General features: G+C 63.5%; 22 protein-coding genes. 11 read left to right on the top strand and 11 right to left on the bottom strand.

Annotated features, from left to right (window positions below):
* Positions 1 to 154 precede the first annotated feature (154 nt).
* The 3 genes from H2O75_RS08320 to gltB all read right to left on the bottom strand — a co-directional run bounded on the left by H2O75_RS08320 (position 155) and on the right by gltB (position 7,696).
* The gene (locus H2O75_RS08320) at positions 155 to 1,384 is read right to left on the bottom strand and encodes an ammonium transporter (protein WP_182170754.1); all 1,230 of its coding nucleotides are present in this window, start codon (positions 1,382 to 1,384) and stop codon (positions 155 to 157) included.
* Between the two features lie 380 nt (positions 1,385 to 1,764).
* Positions 1,765 to 3,222 (bottom strand): glutamate synthase subunit beta, encoded by a 1,458-nt coding sequence (locus tag H2O75_RS08315; RefSeq protein WP_182170751.1) that lies wholly within the window; start codon positions 3,220 to 3,222, stop codon positions 1,765 to 1,767.
* Positions 3,215 to 7,696 carry a glutamate synthase large subunit gene (gene gltB, locus H2O75_RS08310; protein WP_182170748.1) on the bottom strand — a complete coding sequence of 1,494 codons (4,482 nt, stop codon included), beginning with the start codon at positions 7,694 to 7,696 and terminating at the stop codon, positions 3,215 to 3,217. The genes H2O75_RS08315 and gltB overlap by 8 nt, the downstream gene beginning before the upstream one ends.
* Before the next feature lie 445 nt (positions 7,697 to 8,141).
* Between gltB and H2O75_RS08305 the strand changes: the two genes are divergently transcribed.
* The 11 genes from H2O75_RS08305 to pflA all read left to right on the top strand — a co-directional run bounded on the left by H2O75_RS08305 (position 8,142) and on the right by pflA (position 19,360).
* The gene (locus H2O75_RS08305) at positions 8,142 to 9,188 is read left to right on the top strand and encodes a siderophore ABC transporter substrate-binding protein (RefSeq protein WP_182170745.1); all 1,047 of its coding nucleotides are present in this window, start codon (positions 8,142 to 8,144) and stop codon (positions 9,186 to 9,188) included.
* A gap of 63 nt (positions 9,189 to 9,251) precedes the next feature.
* Complete coding sequence (locus tag H2O75_RS08300) at positions 9,252 to 10,271, top strand: ABC transporter permease (RefSeq protein WP_310650316.1); 1,020 nt, start codon at positions 9,252 to 9,254, stop codon at positions 10,269 to 10,271.
* Positions 10,264 to 11,409 carry an iron chelate uptake ABC transporter family permease subunit gene (locus tag H2O75_RS08295; RefSeq protein WP_259365232.1) on the top strand — a complete coding sequence of 382 codons (1,146 nt, stop codon included), beginning with the start codon at positions 10,264 to 10,266 and terminating at the stop codon, positions 11,407 to 11,409. Before H2O75_RS08300 ends, H2O75_RS08295 begins: the two co-directional genes overlap by 8 nt.
* Positions 11,406 to 12,161, top strand: a complete 756-nt coding sequence (locus H2O75_RS08290; RefSeq protein WP_182170741.1) for an iron ABC transporter ATP-binding protein — start codon at positions 11,406 to 11,408, stop codon at positions 12,159 to 12,161. Before H2O75_RS08295 ends, H2O75_RS08290 begins: the two co-directional genes overlap by 4 nt.
* 52 nt (positions 12,162 to 12,213) lie before the next feature.
* On the top strand, positions 12,214 to 13,014 hold the full coding sequence (locus H2O75_RS08285) for a siderophore-interacting protein (protein WP_182170737.1): 801 nt from the start codon (positions 12,214 to 12,216) through the stop codon (positions 13,012 to 13,014).
* 79 nt (positions 13,015 to 13,093) lie between these two features.
* The gene (locus H2O75_RS08280) at positions 13,094 to 14,776 is read left to right on the top strand and encodes an FAD-dependent oxidoreductase (protein WP_182170734.1); all 1,683 of its coding nucleotides are present in this window, start codon (positions 13,094 to 13,096) and stop codon (positions 14,774 to 14,776) included.
* Positions 14,769 to 15,011, top strand: a complete 243-nt coding sequence (locus tag H2O75_RS08275; protein ID WP_182170731.1) for a hypothetical protein — start codon at positions 14,769 to 14,771, stop codon at positions 15,009 to 15,011. Before H2O75_RS08280 ends, H2O75_RS08275 begins: the two co-directional genes overlap by 8 nt.
* Positions 15,004 to 15,273, top strand: a complete 270-nt coding sequence (locus H2O75_RS08270; protein WP_182170728.1) for a metal-sensitive transcriptional regulator — start codon at positions 15,004 to 15,006, stop codon at positions 15,271 to 15,273. Before H2O75_RS08275 ends, H2O75_RS08270 begins: the two co-directional genes overlap by 8 nt.
* Positions 15,274 to 15,305: 32 nt before the next feature.
* A complete protein-coding gene (locus tag H2O75_RS08265; RefSeq protein WP_182170725.1) occupies positions 15,306 to 16,052 on the top strand; it encodes a lytic transglycosylase domain-containing protein in 747 nt (248 codons plus the stop codon).
* 192 nt (positions 16,053 to 16,244) lie between these two features.
* Entirely contained in the window at positions 16,245 to 18,494 is a 2,250-nt protein-coding gene (pflB, locus tag H2O75_RS08260) for a formate C-acetyltransferase (RefSeq protein WP_182170722.1), read from the top strand.
* Positions 18,491 to 19,360 (top strand): pyruvate formate-lyase-activating protein, encoded by an 870-nt coding sequence (gene pflA, locus H2O75_RS08255; RefSeq protein ID WP_182170719.1) that lies wholly within the window; start codon positions 18,491 to 18,493, stop codon positions 19,358 to 19,360. Before pflB ends, pflA begins: the two co-directional genes overlap by 4 nt.
* Positions 19,361 to 19,369: 9 nt before the next feature.
* On the opposite strand, the gene H2O75_RS08250 is transcribed toward pflA, so the two are convergent.
* From H2O75_RS08250 to H2O75_RS08215, 8 genes are all read right to left on the bottom strand, one after another.
* Positions 19,370 to 20,032 carry an HD domain-containing protein gene (locus H2O75_RS08250; protein WP_182170716.1) on the bottom strand — a complete coding sequence of 221 codons (663 nt, stop codon included), beginning with the start codon at positions 20,030 to 20,032 and terminating at the stop codon, positions 19,370 to 19,372.
* Between the two features lie 85 nt (positions 20,033 to 20,117).
* Positions 20,118 to 22,634 carry an ABC transporter permease gene (locus H2O75_RS08245; protein ID WP_182170713.1) on the bottom strand — a complete coding sequence of 839 codons (2,517 nt, stop codon included), beginning with the start codon at positions 22,632 to 22,634 and terminating at the stop codon, positions 20,118 to 20,120.
* A gap of 11 nt (positions 22,635 to 22,645) precedes the next feature.
* Positions 22,646 to 23,404, bottom strand: coding sequence for an ABC transporter ATP-binding protein (locus H2O75_RS08240; protein WP_182170710.1), 759 nt, complete (start codon positions 23,402 to 23,404; stop codon positions 22,646 to 22,648).
* 92 nt (positions 23,405 to 23,496) lie between these two features.
* Positions 23,497 to 24,045, bottom strand: coding sequence for a dihydrofolate reductase (locus H2O75_RS08235; protein WP_182170707.1), 549 nt, complete (start codon positions 24,043 to 24,045; stop codon positions 23,497 to 23,499).
* Positions 24,042 to 24,836: a thymidylate synthase gene (locus H2O75_RS08230; RefSeq protein ID WP_182170704.1), complete on the bottom strand. Its 795-nt coding sequence runs from the start codon at positions 24,834 to 24,836 to the stop codon at positions 24,042 to 24,044. Before H2O75_RS08230 ends, H2O75_RS08235 begins: the two co-directional genes overlap by 4 nt.
* Positions 24,837 to 24,951: 115 nt before the next feature.
* Positions 24,952 to 25,368, bottom strand: a complete 417-nt coding sequence (locus tag H2O75_RS08225; protein WP_182170702.1) for an Hsp20/alpha crystallin family protein — start codon at positions 25,366 to 25,368, stop codon at positions 24,952 to 24,954.
* 189 nt (positions 25,369 to 25,557) lie between these two features.
* Positions 25,558 to 25,986 carry an OsmC family protein gene (locus H2O75_RS08220; protein ID WP_182170699.1) on the bottom strand — a complete coding sequence of 143 codons (429 nt, stop codon included), beginning with the start codon at positions 25,984 to 25,986 and terminating at the stop codon, positions 25,558 to 25,560.
* Entirely contained in the window at positions 25,983 to 26,507 is a 525-nt protein-coding gene (locus tag H2O75_RS08215) for a DUF2505 domain-containing protein (RefSeq protein WP_182170696.1), read from the bottom strand. Before H2O75_RS08215 ends, H2O75_RS08220 begins: the two co-directional genes overlap by 4 nt.
* Positions 26,508 to 26,514: the final 7 nt, after the last annotated feature.

The raw sequence follows: 26,514 nt of genomic DNA, 5'->3' as shown, positions 1-26,514 counted from the left end.
CCGGCTGTGTATCTATGGTTCGGAGCCCCCCGCCAGTTTGGATTGGATGAATTCGAAGCAATTTTTTCTCCCCGCAAACACGCGGGAATGCAGTGGGCGCCCTCCGAAGAGGGCGCCCAGAACGTCGGCTCGACTGACGCGCCGCAGGTGAGTCTTACGAATCCACTCGATCCGAGAGCTCGTAGGCGATCTCGCCGTGCAGGGTCTCATCGACCCCGGCAAGCTCCGAGGCGTCGTCCACGCGGAAGCCGATCGCTTTCGAAATGATCGTGCCGAGAACGAGAGAAAGGACGAACGAGTAGGCGAACACGCCGACGCAGGCGATGACCTGGACTGCGAGCTGGCCGAAGCCGCCACCGGTGAACAGGCCGGTATCGATGGCGAAGAAGCCGAGGTAGACGGTGCCGATGAGGCCGCCGACGAGGTGGATGCCGACAACATCGAGAGAGTCATCGAGCTGGAGAAGGTACTTGACCTCGATCGCGTAGCAGCAGATGACACCGGTGATCGCGCCCAGCAGCAGTGCCCATCCCGGAGTCAGGTTCGCACAGGCCGGGGTGATGGCGACGAGGCCGGCGATCGCGCCGGAGGCCGCCCCGACAGCGGACGGCTTGCCGCCCTTGAGCTTCTCGGCCAGCAGCCAGCCGCAAATCGCTGCCGCCGTACATCCGATCGTGTTGATGGTGATGAGGCCCGCGTTGCCAAGACCGTTCGTCCACTCCGCACCGACGTTGAAGCCGAACCAGCCGAACCAGAGAATGGCGGCGCCGAGAATGACGAACGGGACATTGTGGGGGCGGTGGCTGCCCTTCGCGAAGCCGAGGCGGGGGCCGAGGACGATCGCGAGGGCGAGAGCGGCAGCGCCGGCGTTCGTGTGGACTGCGAGACCACCCGCATAGTCGATGATCCCGGGGGCGCCGAGCCAGCCTCCGAGAGCATCCACCCATCCACCGCCCCACACCCAGGCTGCGATGGGGAAGTATCCGAGTGTCGCGAACGAGACGACGAAGACGAGCCACGGCCCGAAGCGGGCACGGTCGGCAATGGCGCCTGAGATAAGGGCGACGGTGATGATCGCGAAGGTGGACCCGTAGGCCACTCCCACGAGATCCGTGTTGGCGGTCTCTGAGGCTACGGTCGATGACAGTGCGAAGTCGGAGAGCGGGTTGCCCGCAAAGCCGAATTCGGTGCTGACGGACGACATGGCGTAGCCGTAGAGGATCCACAGCACGCCGACGATGCCGAGAGTGGCGAAGGACAGCATCATCATTGAGATGACGCTGCGGACACGGACGAGGCCGCCGTAGAAGAAGGCGACGCCCGGGGTCATGAAGAGCACAAGCGCTGTGGCGATAACGCCAAACGCGATGCTTCCAGCGTCCATGAGAACTCCTGTCGATGAGGGAGAAGGGAACGTCACCGGATAGGTCCGGACCGCATTCTCCGATCCATAGGCCGGCAGCGGATCGCACCGACCATCCATCAAGACGAAACCTTGACCAAAAACGGAAGTCTTAATGAATGCTGAGAGCGTATATCCTTACGCAAAGCTGGGTAAATACATATCCAAATAATGGGATTATGGCATGAAACTCGAGGAGTCTTGAGTCGAAAGTCCCGGTATTTCGCCAATTCCCTGAATTCTCTCGCATATTCATGCGTAAGGATTGGCTCAAGAGTGTGGGCGGCAAAGTCTGTTTAGGGTAAAGATACGGGTGTGGCTGAGCCTCCATGAGAGGCCCAGCCACACGAGACAGCAGGGTGTCAGAGGCGGAGGCCCCGATCCGTTGCGGCGACTGGCGCTGGCAAGCCTGATCCGCCCTGGACATAGGCGTCGACAGAACGTGCCGCCGCGCGGCCCTCAGCGATCGCCCACACGACGAGGGAAGCGCCCCGACCAGCATCGCCGACGACGAAGACACCCTCCTGATCCGTCGCATAGTCGGCGTGCCGGGAGAGAACCTGGCCTCGGCCGAACGGCACCCCCAAGCCGCCGAGCTCAGCATCGGTCCCCGTGAAACCGAGAGCCAGGAGAACGAGATCAGCCGGGATCTCGCGCTCCGTACCAGCCCGCGGAACACGGTCGCCGCTCGACAGGATCTCCGTCTCGGCGATCCGGATAGCGCACACGGAACCCTGACCGTCATCGATGAACTCGACCGTCGATGTCAGGTAGACGCGGTCACCGCCCTCCTCATGGGACGACTGCACCTCGTAGAGCTTCGGGTGGATGGGCCACGGCTCGTTCGGGCCCCTCTCGTCGGGCGGGCGAACACCGATCGCGATGTTCGTAACCGACGCCGCCCCCTGACGGTGCGAAACGCCGATACAGTCCGAACCGGTATCGCCGCCGCCCAGAACGACCACATGCTTGCCGTCTGCCCGAATCTGGCTGGCCTCACGTGCCCCGGCCACCTCCCGGTTCGCTCCCGTGAGGAACTCCATCGCCTGGTGCACTCCGTCCAGCTGGCGGCCGGGAATGTCCAGGTCGCGTGGCTTCAAGGCCCCGGTCGCGACGATGACGGCATCGAAGCGCTCGCGGAGTTCGGTCCAGGAGACGTCGGTTCCGACGTTCACCCCCGTGCGGAAGCGGGTGCCCTCCCCCTCCATCTGCGCCAGCCGGGCGTCAAGCACCTTTTTGTCGAGTTTGAAATCTGGAATGCCGTAGCGCAGGAGACCGCCGATACGGTCGTCCCGCTCATAGACGACGACCGTGTGACCGGCGCGGGTGAGCTGCTGGGCTGCGGCAAGGCCGGCGGGCCCGGAACCCACGATGCAGACCGTCTTGTCGGACAGGCGCCCGGGAATCTGCGGCTCCATCCAGCCGTTCTCCACGATATCGTCCGCGATCGCGCGCTCGATCGACTTGATGGTGACGGGCGGCTGGTTGATGCCGAGAACGCAGGAGGACTCGCACGGTGCCGGGCAGAGCCTGCCCGTGAGTTCCGGAAAGTTGTTCGTCTCGAGGAGACGGTCCGCCGCGAGCCTGGTCAGGCCCTGGCGTGCATAGTCGTTGAACTCGGGAATGAGATTGCCCAGCGGACATCCCGACATGCAGAAGGGCACTCCGCAGTCCATGCACCGGCCGGCCTGTCGCTTCAGCAGGGGGCCGTCGGTGCGGCGTTCCTGGATCTCTCGATAGTCGCCGATGCGGACCGCGACGGGACGCTTCGGGGGAAGCTCCCGTTCCCGGGTCGTCAAGAAGCCGTACGGATCAGCCACGGGTCACCTCCAAAATCTTGTTCCATGTCTCTGCACCATCAGGGTCCTGTCCGAGCTCATGAGCCTGTGCGCGAACCTTCGTCACCAGCGCCCACTCCTTGGGGACGATCTTCGTGAAGCGGTCCCATGCGGGGGAGATGAGCAGTTCCGTGGCGACAGCGGAGCCGGTTGCATTGACGTGCTCCGTGAGGAGGCGCGTCAGCTCGGCGATCGAGCAGTCGTCAAGCGCGTCGAGAGTGAGATCTGCGCGCGATTCCCTGTTGATGAGACGATCGTCGAGGTCAAGGACGTAGGCGTACCCGCCCGACATGCCGGCGCCGAGGTTCCGCCCCGTGGGGCCGAGGATCAGGGCCACGCCACCCGTCATGTATTCGAGTGCATGATCGCCGGTCCCTTCGCACACGGCCTCGGCTCCGGAGTTGCGGACGAGGAACCGTTCTCCGACGATGCCGCGGAGGAAGAGGGAGCCGCCGGTTGCGCCGTAGCCCACCACATTGCCGGCGATGACGTTCTCATGGGCGACAAGGGGGGAGTCGGGATGTGGGGCCACAGAGATCCTGCCGCCCGAAAGGCCCTTGCCCACGTAGTCGTTCGCATCTCCGAGCAGGCGCAGCGTGATGCCGCGCGGGAGGAAGGCACCGAGCGACTGGCCTGCCGATCCCTCGAGGTCCAAGACGATCGAGCCCGGCTCCAGTCCGTCGACGCCATACCTCAATGTCACTTCGTTCCCGAGCATCGTCCCGATGGCGCGATCCGTATTCTGCACGACCAGATGAGTGCGATAGTCGCCCGTCTCATCGAGAGAGCCCCACACCTCATCGAGCAGACGAGCATCGATCTGATCGTCCAGTTCGTGATCCTGCTCCTCGACGCGATGGAGCGGACCATCGCCCACCATGGCGAAGATGGGAGTGAGATCGAGTCCGTCGGCCTTCACCTCCCCGATAGCCTGATCGAGTTCGAGCACATCGGCGCGGCCAACAGCCTCCTCGATGGAGCGGAAGCCGAGCTGGGCGAGAAGCTCGCGAACCTCGGTCGCGATGTATCGGAAGAATGTTTCGACGAACTCGGGCTTGCCGCTGTAGCGGGCCCGCAGCTCCGGGTTCTGGGTTGCGATGCCGACGGGGCACGTGTCGAGGTGGCACTTCCGCATCATGATGCAGCCGGACACGACGAGCGGCGCCGTCGCGAAGCCGAACTCCTCCGCACCGAGCAGTGCGCCAATGATGACGTCGCGTCCCGTCTTGAGGGAACCGTCCACGGCCAGGCTCACTCGGCCCCGCAGATTGTTGGCGCGGAGCGTCTGCTGGGCCTCCGCAAGGCCGATCTCCCACGGAATACCAGCATGTTTGAGCGAGTTGAGCGGAGCCGCCCCGGTCCCACCATCGAAGCCGGAGATGAGGATGACGTCCGCCTTCGCCTTCGCAACACCCGAGGCGACGGCCCCGATGCCGGACTGGGATACGAGCTTGACGTGGATGCGGGCGCGGCGATTCGCCCTCTTGAGGTCGAAGATCAACTGCTTGAGATCCTCGATCGAATAGATGTCGTGATGAGGGGGAGGGGACACGAGTCCGACCCCCGGGGTTGACCCGCGAGCGTTGGCGATCCAGGGATACATCTTCGTTCCCGGGAGCTGGCCGCCCTCGCCCGGCTTCGCGCCCTGCGCCATCTTGATCTGGATGTCGGTCGCGTGCGTGAGATACATCGAGGTGACCCCGAACCTGCCCGAGGCGACCTGCTTGATCTTGGATCGGCGTTCCGGATCGAGCAGCCGATCGAGCGGTTCTCCGCCCTCCCCGGTATTGGACCGGCCCCCGATCCTGTTCATCGCAATGGCGAGAGTCTCGTGCGCCTCGGCAGAGATCGACCCGTAGCTCATCGCTCCCGTCTGGAAGCGCGCCATGATCGCCTCGATCGGCTCCACCTCCGACAGGTCGATCGGCGTGCGAGCCTTGAATGCGAAGAGTCCGCGCAGCGTCTTCAGCTCACGGGCCTGATCGTTGACAAGGCGCGTGTAGTCGCGGAAGACGTCGAACTGTCCCTCCCGTGTTGCGTGCTGGAGCTTGAACACGGTCTCGGGGGAGAAGAGATGCACCTCCCCATCCCGCCGCCAGTGGTACTCCCCGCCCGAGTCGAGACGACGATGAGCGTGGGGTGCGAACTCCGACTGGTAGGCGGATGCGTGGCGTGCGCGAGCATCCTTCTCGATCTGATCGAGGCCGATCCCGCCGAGACGGGACGGGGTGCCCGTGAAGTACCGGTCGATGACCTCGGGCGCCAGTCCCACGGCCTCGAAGGTTTGGGCGGCAATGTAGGAGCCGACCGTCGAGATCCCCATCTTCGACATGATCTTCGTGACGCCCTTGCCCAGAGCCTTGATGAGGTTGTGGACGGCGGCGTCGGAGGTGATCTCTCCGCTGGCGACGAGCTGCTCTGCGGACTCCATGGCCAAATAGGGGTTGATGGCACTCGCGCCGTAGCCGAGCAGCAGGGCGATATGGTGCACCTCCCGAGCATCACCCGCCTCGACGACGAGGCCGACCTTCATACGCTGGCCTGTCCGGATGAGGTGCTGGTGCACGGCGGACGTGGCAAGGAGAGAGGGGATGGGAACCCGAAGCCGGTCCGAGTCCCGATCGGACAGCACCAGGTACTGCGCACCATCGGCAATCGCCTCATCGACCTCGTCGAACAGTTCCTCGAGCCGATCTGCAAGGGAACCCGTGAAGAGCAGCGCCAACGTCACCGTCCGCCGGGATCCCGGGGAGCGGTCGATGCGCTTGATCTTGGCCAGCTCCTCATTCGTCAGCACGGGGAAATCTGTCATGATCTGGCTGGCATGGAGCGGTGTCGCGGTCAACAGGTTGCGGACCGGCCCGATCCCCGACCTCATGGACGTGACGATCGCTTCCCTGATCGAATCGAGGGGAGGGTTCGTCACCTGGGCGAATGCCTGGGAGAAGTAGTCGAAGAGCAATCGCGGCCGAGAGGAGAGGACTGCGATCGGGGTGTCCGATCCCATCGCACCGATCGGCTCGACACCCTTCTCGGCCATGGGGCCGATGAGGATCTTGAGATCCTCCTCCGTATATCCGAAGGTCCGCTGCCGGCGCACGACAGATGCCGACGTGTGGACGATATGCTCGCGGTCGGGAAGATCGGATAGTTCGATCCGAGATGATTCCAGCCAGGCCCCCCAGTCCTCGAGCGTTGCCACCTCGTGCTTGACGGTGTCCGAGTCGAGAATGATGCCTTTCTCCGTGTCGACGAGGAAAAGCTCGCCTGGCTTCAACCTGCCGCGCGCCTCCATCATGTGGGGCGGGATATCCGGCAGGACGCCGGTTTCCGACGCGCAGACGACGAAACCGTCCGTCGTCTTCATCCATCGACCGGGGCGAAGGCCGTTCCGGTCGAGCGTTGCCCCGATAAGGCTGCCGTCCGTGAAGCAGAGTGCCGCAGGACCATCCCATGCCTCCATGAGCAACGAATGGTATTCGTAGAAGTCTCGGAGCTCTTGAGGGAGATCGGTTGCGGATTCCCACGCCTGGGGAACCATCATCATGATGGCGTGGGGGAGGGATCTGCCGCTCAGCGTCAGGAGCTCGAGAGCCTCATCGAAGGAACCGGAATCGGAGGCCCCCTCAGTGAGGATGGGAAGGAGAGGCGCCATATCGCCGAGCAGCTCTGACGACAGCTGGGACTCGCGCGCCTTCATCCACTGCCTGTTGCCGCGCACCGTATTGATCTCGCCGTTGTGGGCGATCATCCGCAGAGGCTGGGCGAGCGGCCACGACGGGAACGTGTTCGTCGAGTAGCGGGAATGGACGATCGCGAGAGCCGATGCGAAACGCGGATCCGACAGGTCTGGATAGAAGGGCTCCAGCTGCAGAGTGGTGACCATTCCCTTGTAGGTGATGGTCCTGCTCGACAGGGACGGCACATAGTCCCCGACCGTGTTCTCGATCCTATTGCGAAGCCGATATGTGCGGCGGTCGAGTTCGAGTCCAGCGAGGCCATCGCCCGCGACGAACAGCTGGCAGATATGGGGCATGGTCTCCCGAGCCTTGGGCCCCAGGTGCTCGGGGCGTGTCGGAACATTGCGCCAGCCCAGCACCGTCAGGTGTTCGTCGCGTGCAAGCTCCTCGATCGCAGAGCGAGACTCATCTGCCGTGTCGTGGGGGAGGAAGACGAGGCCGGCGGCGTACTGTCCGGCGTCCGGCAGGTCGAATGTGCAGACACCGCGGAAGAACTCATCCGGCATCTGCGTCAAGATCCCCGCACCATCGCCCGTGCCGGCGTCAGAGCCGACCGCGCCGCGATGCTCCAGATGACGGAGCGCATCGAGAGCGCGTTCCATGACATCATGCCCGGCGTACCCGCGCAGGGTTGCGACCATGGTGAGGCCACAGGCGTCCTTATCGAACCGAGGGTCGAAAAGCCCCTCTGGTTGGGGCAATGTTGACCGAATCATGGAGAACCTCCGTCTTTGTCCTGGGTTAGTTCTACACCTAGTCATGTGTCATCGAAAAGAGGGACCAGAAAATGGACGGGAGCGGGACCGTGGCGGAAGAAAGCCTGGGCCCCGCGTCTCCTCCTTTTTGATGTTCGTCCATGTCTTGAGCGCTGACGTGAAACGGCGCCACAGAGCCACTTTCTGGAACCATTCCAAAGTGAGGGGTGTATAGGGGCGCTTTATTCCGTGATAAAGGTCATGTCCCCGTGGCGCCTTTTTTGGGCGCCTGTCCCCACTTTTCGCGCAGTGGCGCGGGAATTCGTCTAGGACGAAGGAACTATGGCGCCGCCTAGCCGAAAAGTCTAATTAAGAACACTTGTTGTTTCGTAAATAAATTAGGTTAGCCTTACCTTGAGCGAGAGGGTATCGCTCCCCAGAATTTTTGAACGAAAGTAGTTGACGAATGAAGATTGCGACCCGTTCTGGTCTCGTGGCGATGGCGGCAGTTGCCGCGCTCACGCTTGCCGCCTGTGGCGAAGCCGAGACCGACGAAGCAACCGATCAGCCCACGACCGAGGCTTCCGAGGAGGCTGCCGAGGATGAGGCGGGTGCCGATGATGCTGACGCTCCGGCCGCCCAGGTGACGGACATGGCGGGCAACACGGTCGATATTCCCGCGGACCCGCAGTCGATCATCGCGACCGACAACCGTATCTTCGGGACGCTGGCCGAATGGGGCATCGAGCTCTCTGCCGCGCCGATCGACCTCATGCCGTCCGGTGAAGAGATCCTGTCTGTGTACATGGAGAATGCAGACGTCCAGAACATCGGCAACCATCGCGAGCCGACGATGGAGGTCTTCATCACCGCCGAGCCGGATCTCATCCTCAACGGCCAGCGCTTCGCCCAGTACGAGGAGGACATCCGGTCCCTCGTCGGCGACGTCCCCTTCGTCTCGACCCACTTCGAGCCCGAAGAGGCGCGTATCGATGAGAAGCTTCGCGAGCTGACGACACTCCTCGGCGATGTCTTCGGCCGCCAGAGCGATGCCGAGCAGCTTATCGCCGATTTCGATGCCTCGATCGAGCGTGCCGCAGCCGCCTACGATTCCGAGCAGACGGTTGTCGGTCTCCTCACCTCCGGCGGTTCGATCAACTATGTCGCTCCCGTGACCGGCCGCTCCATCGGCCCCCTCTACGACGTCTTGGGCCTGACTCCCGCTCTTGAGAGGGATGGCTCGTCCAACCACCAGGGCGACGACATCTCGGTCGAGGCGATCGCCGAGGCGAATCCCGACTGGATCCTTGTTCTCGACCGCGACGCTGGCGCGAACACGGAGGGTGCCAGCTCCGCGCAGGAGATCATCGCGGAATCGGAGGCTCTCGCCAACGTCACCGCGATCCAGGAGGGGAACATCATCTACCTCAACCCCAACTTCTACACGGCCGAAGATATCCAGCACTACACGGAGCTCTTCAACCAGATGGCAGACGCCTTCGAAGGTCAGTAATCCCAGACGCTGCCCGGAACAGTATTCGCTGTCCCGGGCAGCGCCCGACCTGAAAGACACGATGTGGCAATAGCAACGGACCAAGACAGACCCGGCAACGATGACACTGCTGTGCGCGTTGTGAGCAGGGCTGACAGCGCCCGCTCCTCGGCGGGCCCTCTCGTCGTCGGCGTCATCATCACCATCTCCCTCGTCATCCTGTCCCTCTTTGTCGGCGTGTACGACATCGCTGGCGGCGAAGACGGCTGGGAGATGTTTTTCATCACCCGCGTGCCGCGGACCATCGCCCTGATCTTCGCCGGGGCCGCCATGTCGATCTGTGGGCTCGTCATGCAGCTGATGACGCAGAACAGGTTCGTGGAGCCGTCGACGACGGGCACGACCGAGTGGGCGGGCCTGGGCCTGCTGACGACCATGATCCTCTTCCCGGGATCCCCGATCGTCGTCCGCATGATCGGCGCGATCATCTTCGCCTTCTTCGGCACGATCGTGTTCTTCCTCTTCCTGCGCAGGGTGACGTTCAAGTCCTCCCTCATCGTTCCCATCGTCGGCATCATGCTCGGCGCTGTCGTCGGCGCTGTCTCCACCTTTATCGCCCTTCAGACCGATATGCTGCAGAGCCTGGGGATCTGGTTCGCGGGCTCGTTCACGATGGTGGTGCGCGGCCGGTACGAACTCCTGTGGATCGTCTTCTTCCTCCTCATCATCGTCTTCTTCATCGCCGACCGCTTCACGGTGGCGGGTCTCGGCAAGGACGTGGCGACGAACGTCGGCCTCAACTACAACGCGATCATCTTCACCGGGATCGCCATCGTTGCCGCCGTGACCGGTGTCGTCACCGTTGTTATCGGCGCGCTGCCCTTCCTCGGTCTGATCGTGCCCAACATCGTGTCGATGTTCCGCGGGGACAACCTGCGCACCAACCTCCCCTGGGTCTGCATCGTCGGCATCTGCGTCGTCACGATCTGCGACATCATCGGGCGCACGATCATCATGCCGTTCGAAGTTCCCGTCTCTCTCATCCTCGGCGTCGTCGGCGCCGTCGTGTTCGTGTTCCTTCTCGTTAGGCAGCGTCGTGGCTGAAGCATTACAGGAAAAAATGTCGGAGCGGATGGCGCAGGGCCCCCTCACGTCGGGTGAGACCGTGATAGCGGAGGACGCGGCCACTATTCGCACCGCGGTCGAGCCGTGCACGGGCAATCCGCGCAAGTGCCGGCGGAACGGGTGTTCAGGCCCCGTCATCAACACGAAGCAGAAGGTTCGCTATATCGCGATCGTGTCCGTCCTGTCGGTGATGGCCGTGGCCTTCGCCTTCGGGGTGCTGAGCTATAGCAACGGAATGCCGTTCGGGTCCGAAGGGTATTGGAAGATCGCATCGATGAGAGCGGAGACTCTTGTCGTCATGGTCATCGTCGCCGCCTGCCAGGCTTTTGCGACAGTCAGCTTCCAGACCGTCACCGCGAATCGGATCATCACGCCCTCGATCATGGGGTTCGAGTCTCTCTACACGGTGATCCAAACATCGGTCGTGTTCTTCTTCGGAGCCGCCGGTGTCACCCTCATGATCGGCACGGGGCAGTTTATCCTCCAGGTGCTCCTCATGATCGCTTTCGCCAGCGTCCTCTACGGCTGGCTCCTGTCCGGCAAGTTCGGGAACATGCATGTCATGCTTCTCGTCGGGGTCGTCCTCGGCGGCGGTCTCGGTGCCCTCTCGACCTTCATGCAGCGCCTGCTCGACCCGAACGAGTTCGATGTCCTCACGGCCCGCCTGTTCGGCAACCTGTCCAATGCGGAAACGGACTATCTCCCGATCGTGATCCCGATCGTGATCGTCTGCTGCACGATCCTGTGGCTGAGGGCCCGCAGGCTCAACGTGCTCGCTCTCGGCAAGGATGTGTGCTCGAACCTGGGGATGAACCATCGCAGGGAGACGATGACGGTGCTGCTCCTCGTCTCGGTTCTCATGGCGATGACAACCTCACTCGTCGGCCCCATGACGTTCCTCGGCTTCCTCGTGGCAACTCTCGCCTATTCGCTCACCGACACGTACGACCATCGCATGATCTATCCGGTGGCATTCCTGCTCGGCTTCGTCGTCCTCAGCGGCGCCTACTTCATTCTTCGCAACATCTTCTACGCCGGGGGAGCGGTCACCGTCATCATCGAACTCGTCGGCGGCCTGGTCTTCCTCATCGTCATCATGAGAAAGGGACGCCTGTGATCAAGCTCCGGAACGTCACGAAGGTCTACTCCGACACGGTCACGATCGGCCCCGTGTCCCTCGACATCCCCGAGGGCGGAATCACCGCCCTCGTCGGCCCCAACGGTGCCGGCAAGTCAACGATTCTCACCATGATCGGCCGTCTCCTCGACCTCGATGAAGGCACCATCGAGGTCGCGGGGCACGATGTTCGCAAGGGCTCGTCCCAGCAGATCGCCAAGATCCTGTCGATCCTGCGCCAGGAGAACCACTTCATCACCCGCCTGACGGTGCGCCAGCTCGTGGGCTTCGGCCGCTACCCCTACTCGCAGGGCAGGCTCACCCAGGAGGACGAGTACTACATCACGGAAGCGATCGACTTCCTGAATCTCACCGACCTCGAGCACCGTTACCTCGACCAGCTTTCGGGCGGTCAGAGACAGCGCGCCTACGTGGCGATGGTGCTTGCCCAGAACACGGACTTCGTGCTTCTCGACGAGCCTCTCAACAACTTGGACATGCAGCACTCGGTCCAGATGATGAGGCAGCTGCGCAGAGCCGCCGACGAGCTCGGGAGAACCATTGTCATCGTTCTCCATGACATCAACTTCGCCGGCAAATATGCCGACTACATCTGCACGATGAATGACGGGAAGGTGACCGAGTTCGGACGCGCCGAAGACATCATGAAGGAAGAGGTCCTCTCGCGCGTGTTCCACACGAACGTCAAAATACTCGAAACCGAGGACGGCCTCATGGCCTCCTACTACTAGGCCCGCCCGAACCGCGTCCCCGACGCCGCCCCGCCCAACTCACTGGAGAACGATGAAGCCCCAGCGTCCACCCCGCCCCACCACTCATCTGACCGTCCTCGATCGGCAATGGCTCACGCCCCACATGGTTCGACTCACCGCCGGCGGCCCCAACTTCGACGCCTTCCGTGATGCAGGCTTCGCCGACTCGTACGTGAAGATCGTGTTCGACCACGAGGGGCGCCCGTACGATGAACCGGTCGATGTGGCGGCGCTGCGCGCGTCGACGCCGAACGAAACATGGCCGAAGACACGCACGTATACGGTGCGATCGGTCGACCGGCAGGCGCGGACGATCTCGATCGATTTCGTCATCCACGGGGATTCCGGGATTGCGGGACCATGGGCCGCGACGGTCGAACCGGGCTCCCTCATCCAGTTCATGGGCCCCGGCGGCGCATGGTCTCCGGCCGACGATGCTGACTTCCATCTCTTCGTCGGCGACGAGTCCGCCATTCCCGCTATTGCGGCCAGCCTCGAGCGGCTCCCGGGTGACGCTGTGGGCGCCGTGATCCTCGAGGCGGCGGAGCACGCACTCGATGTGAGTGCACCCGCCGGCGTGACGGTCGAGTGGATCGTCCGCGGGGGCGCGGAGTACGACCCGACTGTTCTGGCCGAGCGCGTCGGCAGGCTCGATCTTCCCGAGGGGGACGTGTCTGTTTTCGCGCACGGTGAGCGCGAGGCCATGAAACACCTGCGTCGGCTCTTCCGCGACATCCCCCGTGAGAGGCTCTCTATCTCGGGCTACTGGGCCTACGGACGCGAAGAGGATGTCTTCCAGGCGGAGAAGCGCACCGAGATCGGCAAGATCTAGACGTCACATTGCCACTCGATACCCCGAGGGGTATATTGGACGGTGTGGGCAACGCGTCCACGAGTGGTAAGGAGTATCAATGCGGTGTGTTGTTGTTGGGGGAGTGGCCGGCGGTATGAGTTTTGCCGCACGGGCGCGGCGGCTGGACGAATCGGCCGAGATCATCGTCCTCGAGCGCGGACCCTACGTCTCGTTCGCGAACTGCGGACTGCCCTACTATGTGGGCGGTGAGATCGAGGACCGATCGAAACTCCTCGTCCAGACCCCCGCCTCGCTCGCAGCATCGCTCAATCTCGATGTCCGTACCGGACACAACGTCATCGGCGTCAACCCGGATGATCACGAGATCACGGTCGAGCACGACGGCGTGCAGCACACCATGAGCTACGACCGTCTCATTCTCTCCCCGGGCGCCGCGGCGATCCGCCCCGACATCGATGGCCTCGATGCATCGACTCGCGTCTTCACTCTTCGCAGTGTCGACGATGCGATCGGCATCCGCAGTGCAGTGGAGAGCGGCATGAGGCGCGCAGTCGTCCTCGGTGCGGGATTCATCGGCATCGAGGCCGCGGAAGCGCTGCGGATGATGGGGTTGGAGACGACGATCGTCGAACTCGCTCCCCATGTCCTCCCGCCGCTCGACGACGAGCAGGCATCCCTCGTCACGGACGAACTCACCAGGCTCGGCATCGCAGTGCGATCCGGGGCGGGTGCCACGAGCATTGTGCCCGGCACCGACAGCGACACCGTCATTCTGACCGATGGGACGGAGATCGACGCGGACATCATCGTCCTCTCCGTCGGAGTCCGGCCCGATACGGCATTCCTCGACTCCTCCGGCATCGAGCGGGAACGCGGCGCGATCGTCATCGACGAGCACGGACGCACCTCCCTCGGAGACGTCTACGCGGTGGGCGATGCGACGATCAGCACCGATCCGATCACCGGAGTGCGACGTCCCGTGGCCTTGGCTGGCCCCGCGAACCGTGCGGGTCGCCTCGTCGCCGATCACGTCATGCGACCGGACACGGCCCGTTCCATCCCACAGCCTCTCGGCACCTCGATCGTCCGCGTCGGCGCGCTGACGGCCGCGATGACGGGGGTGAACAGGCGTGCACTCGGGGCGGCAGGCATTCCATTCCACACCCTCCACCTTCATCCGGCCCAGCACGCGGGCTACTTCCCCGGAGCCAGCCAGATCCACCTCACGGTCCACATCGGCAACGATGGTCGAATCCTGGGCGCTCAGGCTGTCGGGGCAGACGGAGTCGACAAGAGGATCGATGTTCTCGCGACAACAATCCGGAATGGTGCCCACGTCGGCGATCTCATCGATCTCGACCTGTCCTACTCCCCGCCCTACGGCCAGGCGAAGGATGCGGTGAACCTGGCGGGAATGGTGGGAACGAACGTTCTCGATGGCACGCTGCGCCTCTGGTACGCGGAGGATCTCGAGACAGTCTCCGAGACTGCCCTCATCCTCGACGTGCGCAATGCGGCAGAAGTCGCGACCGGCATGCTGCCCCACGCCCTCCATATTCCCCACACCGAGCTGCGCGAGCGGCTCGACGAGGTGACGGAGGCGGCTGCAGGGCGACCGGTACGAGTCATGTGCGCCTCCGGCGTACGATCCGCAATCGCACACCGTGTCCTCACCCAGGCAGGATTCGATTCAGCTTCGCTCTCGGGAGGCATTCTCACCCTCCGAGCAGTTCTCGGGGAGCGTGCCGCCGCCGCTCTTCCTCAGATGCAGAATGTCTAGAATGGTGGGAGCGGCATGGAGCGGTGAACGCCTCCTCGCGAGCATCATCGCCGTCCTCCTCGCGGCCTCCGCCGTGAGCATCGCGGCAGAGAATGCTGTCGCCGCGATCGGCGCGGGAGTCGTTGCCCTGCTCGCGGGCCGGCTCGCCTGGACTGGCACATGTACGAACGTGGGACCATGCACAACCGGTGCTCAAACGCCGCACATGCGGCACGAAGGGAACGACGATGAATGATGCGCAAGCGCAGAAGAAGATCTTGAACCGCCTCAAGAGAGCACGGGGCCAGCTCGATGGTGTCATCGCGGCCGCGGAGCGGGGGGAGTCGTGCCGCGACGTCGTCACACAGCTCGCCGCCGTCACGCACGCCCTCAACAGGGCCGGCTTCCTCATGATCTCCAGCGCCATGGAGAACTGCATCGTCGATCCCGAGGGAGCCGAGAAACGGGACGGAATGACAACGGACGAGTTGGAGAAGGTCTTCCTCGCACTGGCATAGACGGCCCGTTGATCGACACCAGAGGGAGATCTATGGCTGCTCGGAGACTGTCGGCCGTCATCATCGCGATCGGAGGGGTCGTCGCCCTGGCGGGCTTCTTCGCCTGGCTTGCTGCCGACACGCAGACCGCACCGGTCTCCGTGGCGCCCACCGTTGCGGCGGTGCCTGCGGGCGATAACGGTCTCGACTTCGCCACGGAGGGCCTGCCCGGCATCGTCGACGAGGCCTGGCTGGACGGGGCCTCAGCCGCGACCGGGATTCCCCACCGCGCCCTGCGCGCCTACGCCGGCGCCGAGATCGCCTTCCGGGAAGACCTCCCGGGGTGCCGCCTTGACTGGACGACCCTTGCCGGCATCGGGTACGTGGAATCACGCCACGGCACCCTCCAGGGCGGCTCCATCGACCCCAGCGGGCAGCAGGTCCCGACCATCGTCGGCATCGCACTCGACGGCGTCTCGACGGCAGAAGTCCCCGACACCGACGGGGGAGTGCTCGATGGGGATAAGGAATGGGATCGGGCCGTCGGCCCCCTCCAGTTCATCCCCTCCACATGGGAGTACATGGGAGCCGACGGGAATCTCGACGGCGTGAAGGACCCGCAGAACATTGATGATGCTGCGCTCGCGGCAGCGAGATATCTGTGCCGGGTGGGCAATGATGTGGGGGCCGCTGAGAACTGGATCACAGCGATCGGCAACTATAACCGGAGTGTGGTGTACAACAACGAGGTGGCGGAGGCAACGGATCGCTATCGCCGAGCGATCCTCGATGCCGCCTGAAACGGCGTAATATAGCCAATGCATCGGTGTCGCCAACAGTGGCCTAAGTCCCCGTTCGTGACGAAACACACGCACGGTTTTTCCCGAGTTAACGGCGATTCGGGACCCCTGGCCCAGGCGCTTCGGGTCGAGAATCCATAGGCTTATCGACATAACAGACAACGGGGCGCGATCCGCCCTTCTGGGAAGGAAATGGCAATGAGCGTAACAAACGAGCTTAAAGCGTGGCATGGTTTTGAGACTGGATCCTGGATCGAGCACGTCGATGTTCGGGACTTCATCCAGAAGAACTACACGCCCTACCTCGGTGACGACAGCTTCCTTGCCGGCCCCACCGAACGCACCCTGAAGATCTGGGGCATCCTCTCCGACATGTTCCCCGAGGAGCGCGAGAAGGGCGTCTACGATGTTGACGCGACCACGCCCTCCACCATCACCGCCCATGCACCCGGATACATCTCCGAAGAGGACGAGGTTATCGTCGGCCTTCAGACCGACGCCCCGCTCAAGCGTGCGATCATGCCCTACGGCGGCTGGCGCATGGTCGAGAACTCGCTCAAGACATACGGCTACGAGGTCGACCCGTTCCTCAAGGAGGTCTTCACGACCTACCGGAAGACCCACAACCAGGGCGTCTTCGACGTCTACCCCGCAGCCGTGCGCAAGGCACGCTCCTCCCACATCGTGACCGGCCTGCCGGACGCCTACGGCCGCGGCCGCATCATCGGCGACTACCGCCGCGTCGCACTCTACGGCGTCGACTACCTCATCGAGAGCAAGAAGGCGGAAAAGGCCGCTCTTGATGAGGAGCGTTCGATCGAAGATGTGATCCGCGATCGCGAGGAGCTCTCGGAACAGATCCGTGCACTCGGCCAGCTCAAGGAGATGGCACAGTTCTACGGCTTCGATATCTCCCAGCCCGCCTCGAACGCGAAGGAAGCCGTGCAGTGGCTGTACTTCGCCTACCTCGCTGCGGTCAAGGAGCAGAACGGCGCGGCCATGTCTCTCGGGCGCGTCTCGACCTTCCTCGACGTCTACTTCCAGCGCGATCTCGAATCAGGCGTGCTCTCGGAAGAGGAAGCGCAGGAGATCATCGATGACTTCGTCATCAAGCTCCGCATCGTCCGCTTCCTCCGCACCCCCGAATATGATGAGCTGTTCTCGGGCGACCCGACGTGGGTGACCGAGTCGATCGGCGGCATCGGTGCCGATGGTCGTCCGCTCGTCACGAAGAGCTCCTTCCGCTTCCTCCAGACCCTGCACAACCTCGGCCCCGCACCCGAACCCAACCTGACGGTGCTCTGGTCGGACAAGCTCCCCGAGGGCTTCAAGGAGTTCTGTGCGCGCACCTCGATCGAGACGTCCGCGATCCAGTACGAGTCCGACGATCTCATCAAGGACAGCTGGGGCGACGACGCTGGTATCGCCTGCTGTGTGTCCGCGATGGCGATCGGCAAGCAGATGCAGTTCTTCGGGGCTCGCGTCAACCTTGCCAAGACTCTTCTCTACGCCATCAACGGCGGCAAGGACGAGAACTCGGGCGAACAGATCGCACCGCCGATGCCGGCGGTCGAGGGCGATGTCCTCGACTATGACGATGTCGCGCAGAAGCTCGATGTGATGATGGACTGGCTGGCACAGACGTACGTCGATGCTCTCAACTGCATTCACTACATGCACGACAAGTACGCCTATGAGCGGATCGAGATGGCGCTGCACGATGCGAACATTCTCCGCACCATGGCCTGCGGTATTGCCGGTCTCTCGGTCGCGGCCGACTCCCTCTCCGCCATCAAGTACGCCACCGTCCGTCCCGTACGCGACGCAGACGGCCTCATCACCGACTACGAGGTCGAGGGCGACTACCCGACGTTCGGCAACGACGACGATCGTGTCGACGAGATCGCTGTCATGCTGGTCCGGAGCTTCATGGACAAGATCCGCAAGCTCCCCACATACCGCAACTCGGTTCACACCCAGTCGGTTCTCACCATCACGTCGAATGTCGTCTACGGCAAGCACACCGGCAACACGCCGGATGGTCGACGCAAGGGCGAACCCTTCGCACCGGGTGCAAACCCGATGAACGGCCGGGACACGCACGGCATGCTCGCCTCGGCGCTGTCGGTTGCGAAACTGCCGTACTCGGAGGCGCAGGACGGCATCTCCCTCACGAACACGGTCGTGCCTTCGGGCCTCGGACGCAACCTGTCCGAGCAGGTCACGAACCTCGTGGGTCTGCTCGACTCCTACATGGTCTCCCAGGGCTTCCACGTCAACATCAACGTCCTCAACCGCGACACGCTGTACGACGCGATGGAGAACCCGCAGAAGTATCCTCAGCTGACGATCCGCGTCTCGGGCTATGCCGTGAACTTCGTCCGTCTCACGCGCGAACAGCAGCTCGACGTCATCTCCCGCACGTTCCACGACCGGGTATGACCGACGGCGTCAGCGGCCTGGCCGCCCCCGAGGCACTCGAGTTCGAGGTGCCTCGGGTGGCCGGCTCCGGCATCGACGGGCTCACCCCCGCACCCGACATGTCGCGCAGCGAGCATTTCGAGATGGTGCGCGCCGGCAGGCTCGGGTCCATCCACTCGTGGGAGCTCGTGACGGCTGTTGATGGTCCCGGCTCCCGCATGACACTCTTCCTGGCGGGGTGCCCGCTGCGCTGCCTGTACTGCCACAACCCCGACACGATGAAGATGAAGGACGGGGAGCCGGTCACACTGGAGGCGGTGATGGCTCGCGTGTTCAGGTACGAGCGGATCTTCGCGGCCAGCGGGGGAGGGTTGACGATCTCGGGCGGCGAACCGCTCATGCAGCCCGCCTTCGTCGCGAACATTCTCGCGGAGGCGAAGAAGCGCGGCATCCACACCGCGATCGACACCTCCGGTTATCTTGGGGCCGCGATCGGGGATGACGATCTCGACAACCTCGACCTTGTCCTCCTCGACGTCAAGTCTGGCCTACCGGATACCTATCGTGCCCTGACGGGGCGAGACCTGCAGCCCACGATTGATTTCGGAGACCGGCTCGCGGCCCTGGGCAAGGCTGTCTGGCTGCGCTTCGTCCTCGTCCCCGGGCATACGGACGCTCCCGAGAACATTGATGCTATCGCCGCGATCGTGCGCCGGTGGCCCAACGTGGAACGTCTCGAAGTCCTCCCCTTCCATCAGATGGGGAGGGACAAGTGGGAATCGATCGGGGCCGTCTACGAACTCGATGACGTCGAGCCGCCCTCGAACGAGACAACGGAGGCCGTGCGCCAGAGGTTCCGCGACCTCGGGATCCCCATCGTCTACTGAGCCAGACCCCTATAGGTCTCTGTCCGCGGGTGCCATCATCTCCGCCAGACGCGAGAAATAATTGTCGTGATCGGCGAGAGCGGCACGCCACATCGCGTCTGCCGTCTCCGTCGCACACTCATACCGTGCTTCCCTCACGAGCTTGGCCCGGTAGTCCGCGATCCAGGCGATCGCCTGCGGAGTTGTCATCTCCGAGAAACCCACCCACGACATGGTCCCGTGGATGCGCAGGAGGGAGTAGCGGTCTACATTGTCGCAGTCGCCCACAGAGCGGGCGAGAACACTCGGCTCGCTGTCGACCACGTCGCGCCCCGGATGATCAACGGGGGAGTCGTTCCACTTTCCGTCAACATGCATGGCGATGCCCTGGCAGATGTCGTCGACAGCATCCCCCGGCATCCCCAGCTCCACGAGAATGCCCCGCGCCAGCCGCGAACCGACGCGGCCGTGATCAACAGCCACCTCCGCATCGTACTTGCCGATGTCGTGCAGCAGGCAGGCCACTTCGAGACGGTCAGCGTCGAGACCCTCCGCTTCGGCTACGAGGCGGCCGATGTGGGCGACGCGCAGGCAATGCTCATAGCGGTACATGCGTTCGGAAAGCGGCACATCTCGGCTCAGGAGATGGTCGCGGAGGGCAATACGGGCAGGCTCGAAGAATACTGAGGTCACAGCAGAAGTATAGGGGCGGATCATCCGCCCCTATACTTCCATTCCTCCTCGAACACTCTTCTACTCGTCGGCCAGACCTGCCCCGCTAGTCGGTCGCGATTGCGTCGAGCACGTTGAGACGCGCAGCCCTCCTGGCAGGCAGCACCGAGGCGAGAGCGCCGACGACGACCGCAAGGATCAGCATGATTCCGAGGGCAGGCCACGGGATGACGTTGATTGCGACAGAATCATCGGCAAGGTACTCGTTGAGGCCGATAGCGAGAGGCACTCCGACAAGGATCCCGATGATCGCACCGAGGATCGAGATGATGATCGACTCGATGAGGATGGAGATCCGGACGCCTCCCTTCGACAGCCCGATGGCACGCAGGAGTCCGATCTCGCGCGTCCTGTCAGAAACCGACAGGGAGAGTGTGTTGACGATGCCGAGAGCGGCGATGACAATCGAGAGGCCGAGCAGCGCGTAGAGCATGGTGAGGACGAGATCGATGCTCTGACCGACGACGCCCTTGACGTCGTCGCGATCGAGAACCTGGAAGACGTAGAGGTCATCGACCGCGGAGATGACACGCTCCTTCACCACGTCCAGGTCTGCTCCGTCCGCGACATCGATGATGATGACGGCGATAAACGAATTGTCGACTTGAAGGGATGAGAACGTCTCCGGGGAGACGTACACCGACGAGGTGACGAACTCAGAGGCGACAACGGCACCGACCTCGAGCGTGGCCGGACCATCAGCCCCGAGCAGCGAGACTTCGTCACCCACCCCGAGGCCCTCCTCGGCCGCGTAGGACTCGTGGATCGCGATGCGGCCGTCCTCGAACGCTCCGATGTCACCGGACACGAACTCGAGCCCCAGATCCTGCACCGCAGCGACCGACAGCGATGTGATGATGACAGCCTCGGGAGTGTCGGACGGGATGAGTGCCCGCCCCACGCGCACCGAATCGTCGACGTTCTCCACACCATCGACTGACTTCATGAGTTCCACTCCCGCCGATGCATCGGAGACGGGGGTGTTCGTCATGACGACAAGATCCGCTGTCACCGAGGAGTCGATGATGTCATTGAGGGAGGCTTTGACGGATGACGCGAGAGTCGCGCCGGTGGCGACGAGAGCGACACCGATCATGAGGGCGGCAGCCGTCGATGCTGTCTTTCGGGGGCTCGCCGCGGCCGACTCGGACGCAACCTTGCCCTGGACGGGAGACCATCTCCTCATCGGCCACCCCAAGGTGCGCACGGCAGGGCCGACGAGGGCGGGGAAGATGACGATCAGGCTGGCGATGATGAGGAACGCCCCAAGTCCAAGGGCTGTTCCGGCAGCATCAAGAGCCCTCAAGGACCCGGCGATGAAAGCGGCAAGGCCGATGACGAGGGTGACGAGGCCCGCGACCGTGCGACGCCGGAGAGGCTTCTCGGTCGCACCGGAAGTCTCTCTCATCGCCTCGATCGGTGGTGTGAGAGCGGCGGCCCGTGCCGGGAGAAGAGCCGCGATCACGGTGACGAGCACGCCGATGATCATGGAGGTGGCGATGATCCGGGGAGTCATGATGAGCTCAGCATCAAGGGACATGCCCCATGCTTCGAGTGCGGCGCGGATCGCGAGAACGAGGCCCTGCCCGGTCAGGACGCCGATGGCGGAACCCACGAGGCCGATGATGATGGCCTGGACGAAAACGACCGTGAAGATCTGGCGGGGTGCCGCGCCGATGGCGCGCAGCAGCGCGAACTCTTTCTGGCGCTGGCGCACCGAGATGCGGAAAGTGTTCGTGATGATGAAGATGCCGATACCGAGTGCGAGGGCCACGAAGACGAGCAGGAACGTGTTGATCGTGTCGAGGATCGTGGAGACCGCCTCCTCGGTCTCGGCCTGGACCTCGGCCGCAGTCAGCACCTCGAGGTCGCCCTGCACCGTCTCCTCGATGGTCTCAGCCACAGCGGCAGGATCGGCACCATCCTCGATGAGGATACCGATCTCGGAGACGAGACCGCCGGCGCTGAACGACTCCCTCGCGAACTCGGGTTCGAGGATGGTGATGGAGGCACCGGCAACGCTCGAGCCGAAGGACACGATGCCGACGACGTCGACGGTGACCGGTTCCGCGTTGACGAGAAGGATCGCAGTATCGCCCACACCGAGCCCAGCCGTCTCGGCCGTACCGGCTTCGAGGACCACATCGGTTGGGAGTTGTGGTCCAGTGCCCTCCATGAGGAAGCCGGCGTCAGTCTCCTCGACCCAGCCGAAAGCAAGGGCGGGGGCCTGCGCGATATTGGCGGGCTGCCCGTCGGTGCCGATGAGGACGCCGTTGCCCACGTAGATGGGGAAGGCCTGCTCGACACCATCGACAGCGGTCACGTCCTCAGCCACGGTCTCGCTGATCGGGGAGTTGGATCCCTGGAAGGGGCTGTCGGTGGTGATAGGAGCCCCGCGAACAGTGAGGTCCGTTGTCGAGGTGCCCGCCGACAGGTTCGTGAATGTCTGGCCGAGAACATCACGGAAGGCCAGGGTGCCGGACAGGAAGGCGATGCCGAGCATCACCGAAAGGGCGGTGAGGAAGAACCGCCCAAGATTGGCGCGGATACCGCGCAGGGTCACGTGCCACATGGTTACTTGCCGTCCCTCAGCGCGTCGAGGACGCTGTCCCTCGTGGGATTGCGAAGCTCCCCGAGGATCTGACCATCGCGCAGGACGACGACACGATCCGCCCATGCCGCAGCGTCGGGCTCGTGCGTGACCATGACGACGGACTGGCCCAGCTCGTCAACCGAAGTGCGCAGGAACTGGAGGATGTCGGCGGTGGCCGACGAGTCCAGGTTGCCTGTCGGTTCGTCCGCGAAGACGACATCGGGGGATCCCACCATCGCCCGCGCACATGCGACACGCTGCTGCTGGCCGCCGGACAGCTCTGTGGGCCGATGTTCGAGGCGATCGCCCAAGCCCACCGTCTCGACGACCTGATCGAAGCGTTCCCTGTCGATCTCGCGTCCCGCGATCGTTGCCGGCAGGGTGATGTTCTCCCGGGCGTTGAGGGTCGGGACGAGGTTGAAGGACTGGAAGATGAAACCGATGTGGTCTCGCCTGAGCTTCGTCAGCTCGGACTCCTTCATCGAGGTGACTTCCTTGCCGTCGATCGTGACAGTGCCGGACGTTGCCGCCTCGAGACCGACGATGCAGTGCATGAGGGTGGACTTGCCGGAGCCGGAGGGCCCCATGATCGCCGTCAGCTCCCCCCGCCCGATATCGAGATCGATGCCGCGCAGGGCCGGCACGAGAGTGCTTCCCCTCCCGAAAGTCTTCGTCAGGGCACGGACGGTCACGACCGGGTCCGAGATCGGGGCGAGAGTACGTGTGAATGCTGTGGACATGGTGTCTCCTCATGGGCTGTCGCTTCAGTCAACCAGCCTCGTACGTCAGGTGGGAATAGGGGAACACCCCGATATTTCCCCGATGAGTGGGTCTACCCGAGGGGGTTCTCAACCCAGGGTGTGGTGCCGCGACGTTGAAGCGCGGTGAAACGGTAGGAGATGCCGGTCGATGACGTGTGCCAACCCCGTTCTGGATCCGCCCCGACGATCTCCCACTCGGGGGCGTCCGCAGAGAACCAGTCGGGCAGGACGGGAGCGAAAGCATCCGCCCCTGGCACGTCGACGTCAATGTCGGTGACGACAAGACCGTCCACGTAGGGGAGTGCTTCTTCATAGACCTGGGCACCGCCGATGATCCACGCGAACTGGCCCTCGACACGTGCTCGAGCATCGTCGAGGGATGCGGCCGTTTCACAGCCAGGAAACTCCAGGCTCGACCTTGTGAGGACGATGTTGCGTCGGCCCGGGAGCGGACGGTACTTCTCCCCGAGAGAATCGTAGGTAGCGCGTCCCATGATGACCGGGTGTCCGAGCGTCATGCGCTTGAAGTGCGCGAAATCCTCCGGCACGCTCCAGGCCATGCGTCCGCCGCGGCCGATCGCACGGTCGTGTCCCTGCGCCCATATCGCCGCGAGCGTCATACCGCCACCGGGGCCTTGATCGCAGGATGATGCTCGTAGCCGATCGTCGCGATGTCCTCCATCGCATAGTCGAAGATCGAAGCAGCTTTCGTCAGGGACAGGCGCGGGAACGGATACGGGTCCCGGCTGAGCTGCTCGGTGACCTGGGTGACGTGATTGTCATAGATGTGGCAGTCCCCGCCCGTCCAGATAAACTCGCCCACCTCGAGGCCGGTCTGCTGCGCGACCATATGCGTCAGTAGGGCATAGGAGGCGATATTGAAGGGCACGCCCAGGAAGAGGTCCGCGCTGCGCTGGTAGAGCTGGCAGGACAGTTTTCCGTCCGCGACATAGAACTGGAAGAGTGCGTGGCACGGCTGCAGTGCCATCGCGTCGAGGTCGGCAACGTTCCAGGCGGAGACGACGAGCCGGCGAGAATCCGGGTTGCTGCGAATCTCCCGGATCAGCCGCTCGATCTGATCGATGTGCCGACCATCCGGGGTGGGCCAGGACCGCCACTGGTAGCCGTATACGGGGCCAAGCTCCCCGGACTCATCCGCCCACTCGTCCCAAATGGTGATGCCGTTGCGGCGAAGCCAATCGATATTCGTCGAGCCCTGGAGGAACCACAGGAGCTCACCCTTGACGGCTTTCATGGCGACAAACTTCGTCGTGATACGAGGGAAGCCCTCGGCGAGATCGAATCGCATCTGATGCCCGAACACGGACCGAGTGCCGGTTCCGGTGCGATCGGACTTGTGTGTGCCGTTCTCGAGAACATGACGGAGGAGATCTTCGTAGGACGTATTCACTCCACCAGTCTAGGGCAGACCGCCCCTAACGGTACCAGCCGGTCTAGCGCTCTGCGCGAAACCCGCACGGGGAAAGGGAGCGGCCCCGAGGAATGCTCGGGGCCGCGTCTTCGCGTCAGGCGTCGATCGTCTTGCGATCGTCCGGGGTGTTGACCGAGATCTTCCGAGGCTTGGCCTCTTCCGCGACAGGGAACGTCAGCGTGAGGACACCGCCCGAGTAGTCGGCCTTGATCTTGTCGACCGCGACGCCGTAGCCGAGGGTGAGCTGGCGTGCGAACGTGCCGGTCGGCCGTTCCTTCGTCAACCACTCGACCTCGCCCTCGCGGCCCTTGCGCTCCGCTCGAACGGTCAGCGTCCTGTCGTCGATGTCGATATCGATCGTTGCCGGGTCAACGCCGGGCAGATCGAGTTCGGCCACGTACTCATCGCCGGTCCGCACGAGATCCATCGGCATGCCGGGCACCGTGGGGCGCGTGAAGGACGAGGAGAACAGACGCTCGAGATCCTGGAACGGGTCATTCATCTTTGCCATGATTACCACTCTTTCAATCACTCAAGTCCGCGTTTCGGACTTCCTGACATCATTATGCAAATGGCTTCGAGTCATGTCAACCAAACTTGAGTGACATTCGCTCAAGGTGAAGCAGGTGTGATGGAGGGGGGGCAAGACGAAGCCCCGCCGTTGCGGGCTTCGCAATGGCGGGGCTTCGGAGGTTTCGCCTTATTCGAGCGGGCCTGAGTTCTCGTCTCGCGGGACATGCTTGAGGACGTGGCGGGACTCTGCCGTCGCATCGAGCGTCCTCTTCACGGTGCACGACCGTTCGATCGCCTCGTCGATCTTCCGCTGCAGGGCGAGCAGCTCATCCTGACCGAGATCGGCGAGATCGATGGAGAACGTCGTATTGATCGCGGAGTATCGATTCTCTTCAGCTACCTTGTCCGGTTCGACGTCGAGGGTGACGTGTACGTCCTCCCCGAGCGCGTACGTCAGCCTGTGATCGATGGAGAGGCCCGCGCACGTGGCCGCGGCCAGTTGGAGGAGCTCCCCGGGAGAGAAGACCTCAGGAGCGGCAGGATCACCGATCTTGACGATCGCGCCGCGATCGTTCGTCGCGATCCATTCGCGGACCCCGGTACGGATCGCTTTCATCTGGCCGCCAGGAGCGAGTTGACGATCCGGTGATCGGCGGCGAGGACAGCATCGACCTTGCTGGCCGCGAGCTGTTCGAGCTTCGACCCGATGAAGGGGATCGAGACCTTGACATCGCCCTCGAACGTCGACAGCGTCGTCTCTCCCTGCGCGATGAGTGTCTGGGTGAGTCTGATCGTGACTGGCAGTGACCCGACGTCGACCGTGAACGACGCTGTCGCACGCTCCGGCCCCCGCCCGTCCCACACCTGGGTGATCGTGACGACCGTCGTGCGGCTGACAAGTTTACGCGCCTTGTCGGGGAGCTTCTCGGCGGGCACCGTCACGACCGTGACGGCTTCGGGCGCCGTGTGCTCCTTCGTCAGGGTGTGCTCGGGATGATCCAAGCCGCCGGCTTTCGCTCGCGCAGAGGCGAGATCGCTGGAGACGAGGACACCGAGGACCGTCTCCAGATCAGCGTGATAGGTAATACTTCGCTCGACGTGCATGTGTTCTCCTGTCGCGACGGATAGGCTGACCATGTGCCAA

Origin of the sequence: Flaviflexus equikiangi (genome assembly GCF_014069875.1) — a bacterium.
In the GTDB taxonomy this organism is placed as follows: domain Bacteria; phylum Actinomycetota; class Actinomycetes; order Actinomycetales; family Actinomycetaceae; genus Flaviflexus; species Flaviflexus equikiangi.
Note: the sequence above shows the minus strand (reverse complement) of the source record. Positions and strands in the feature narration are given on the sequence as shown.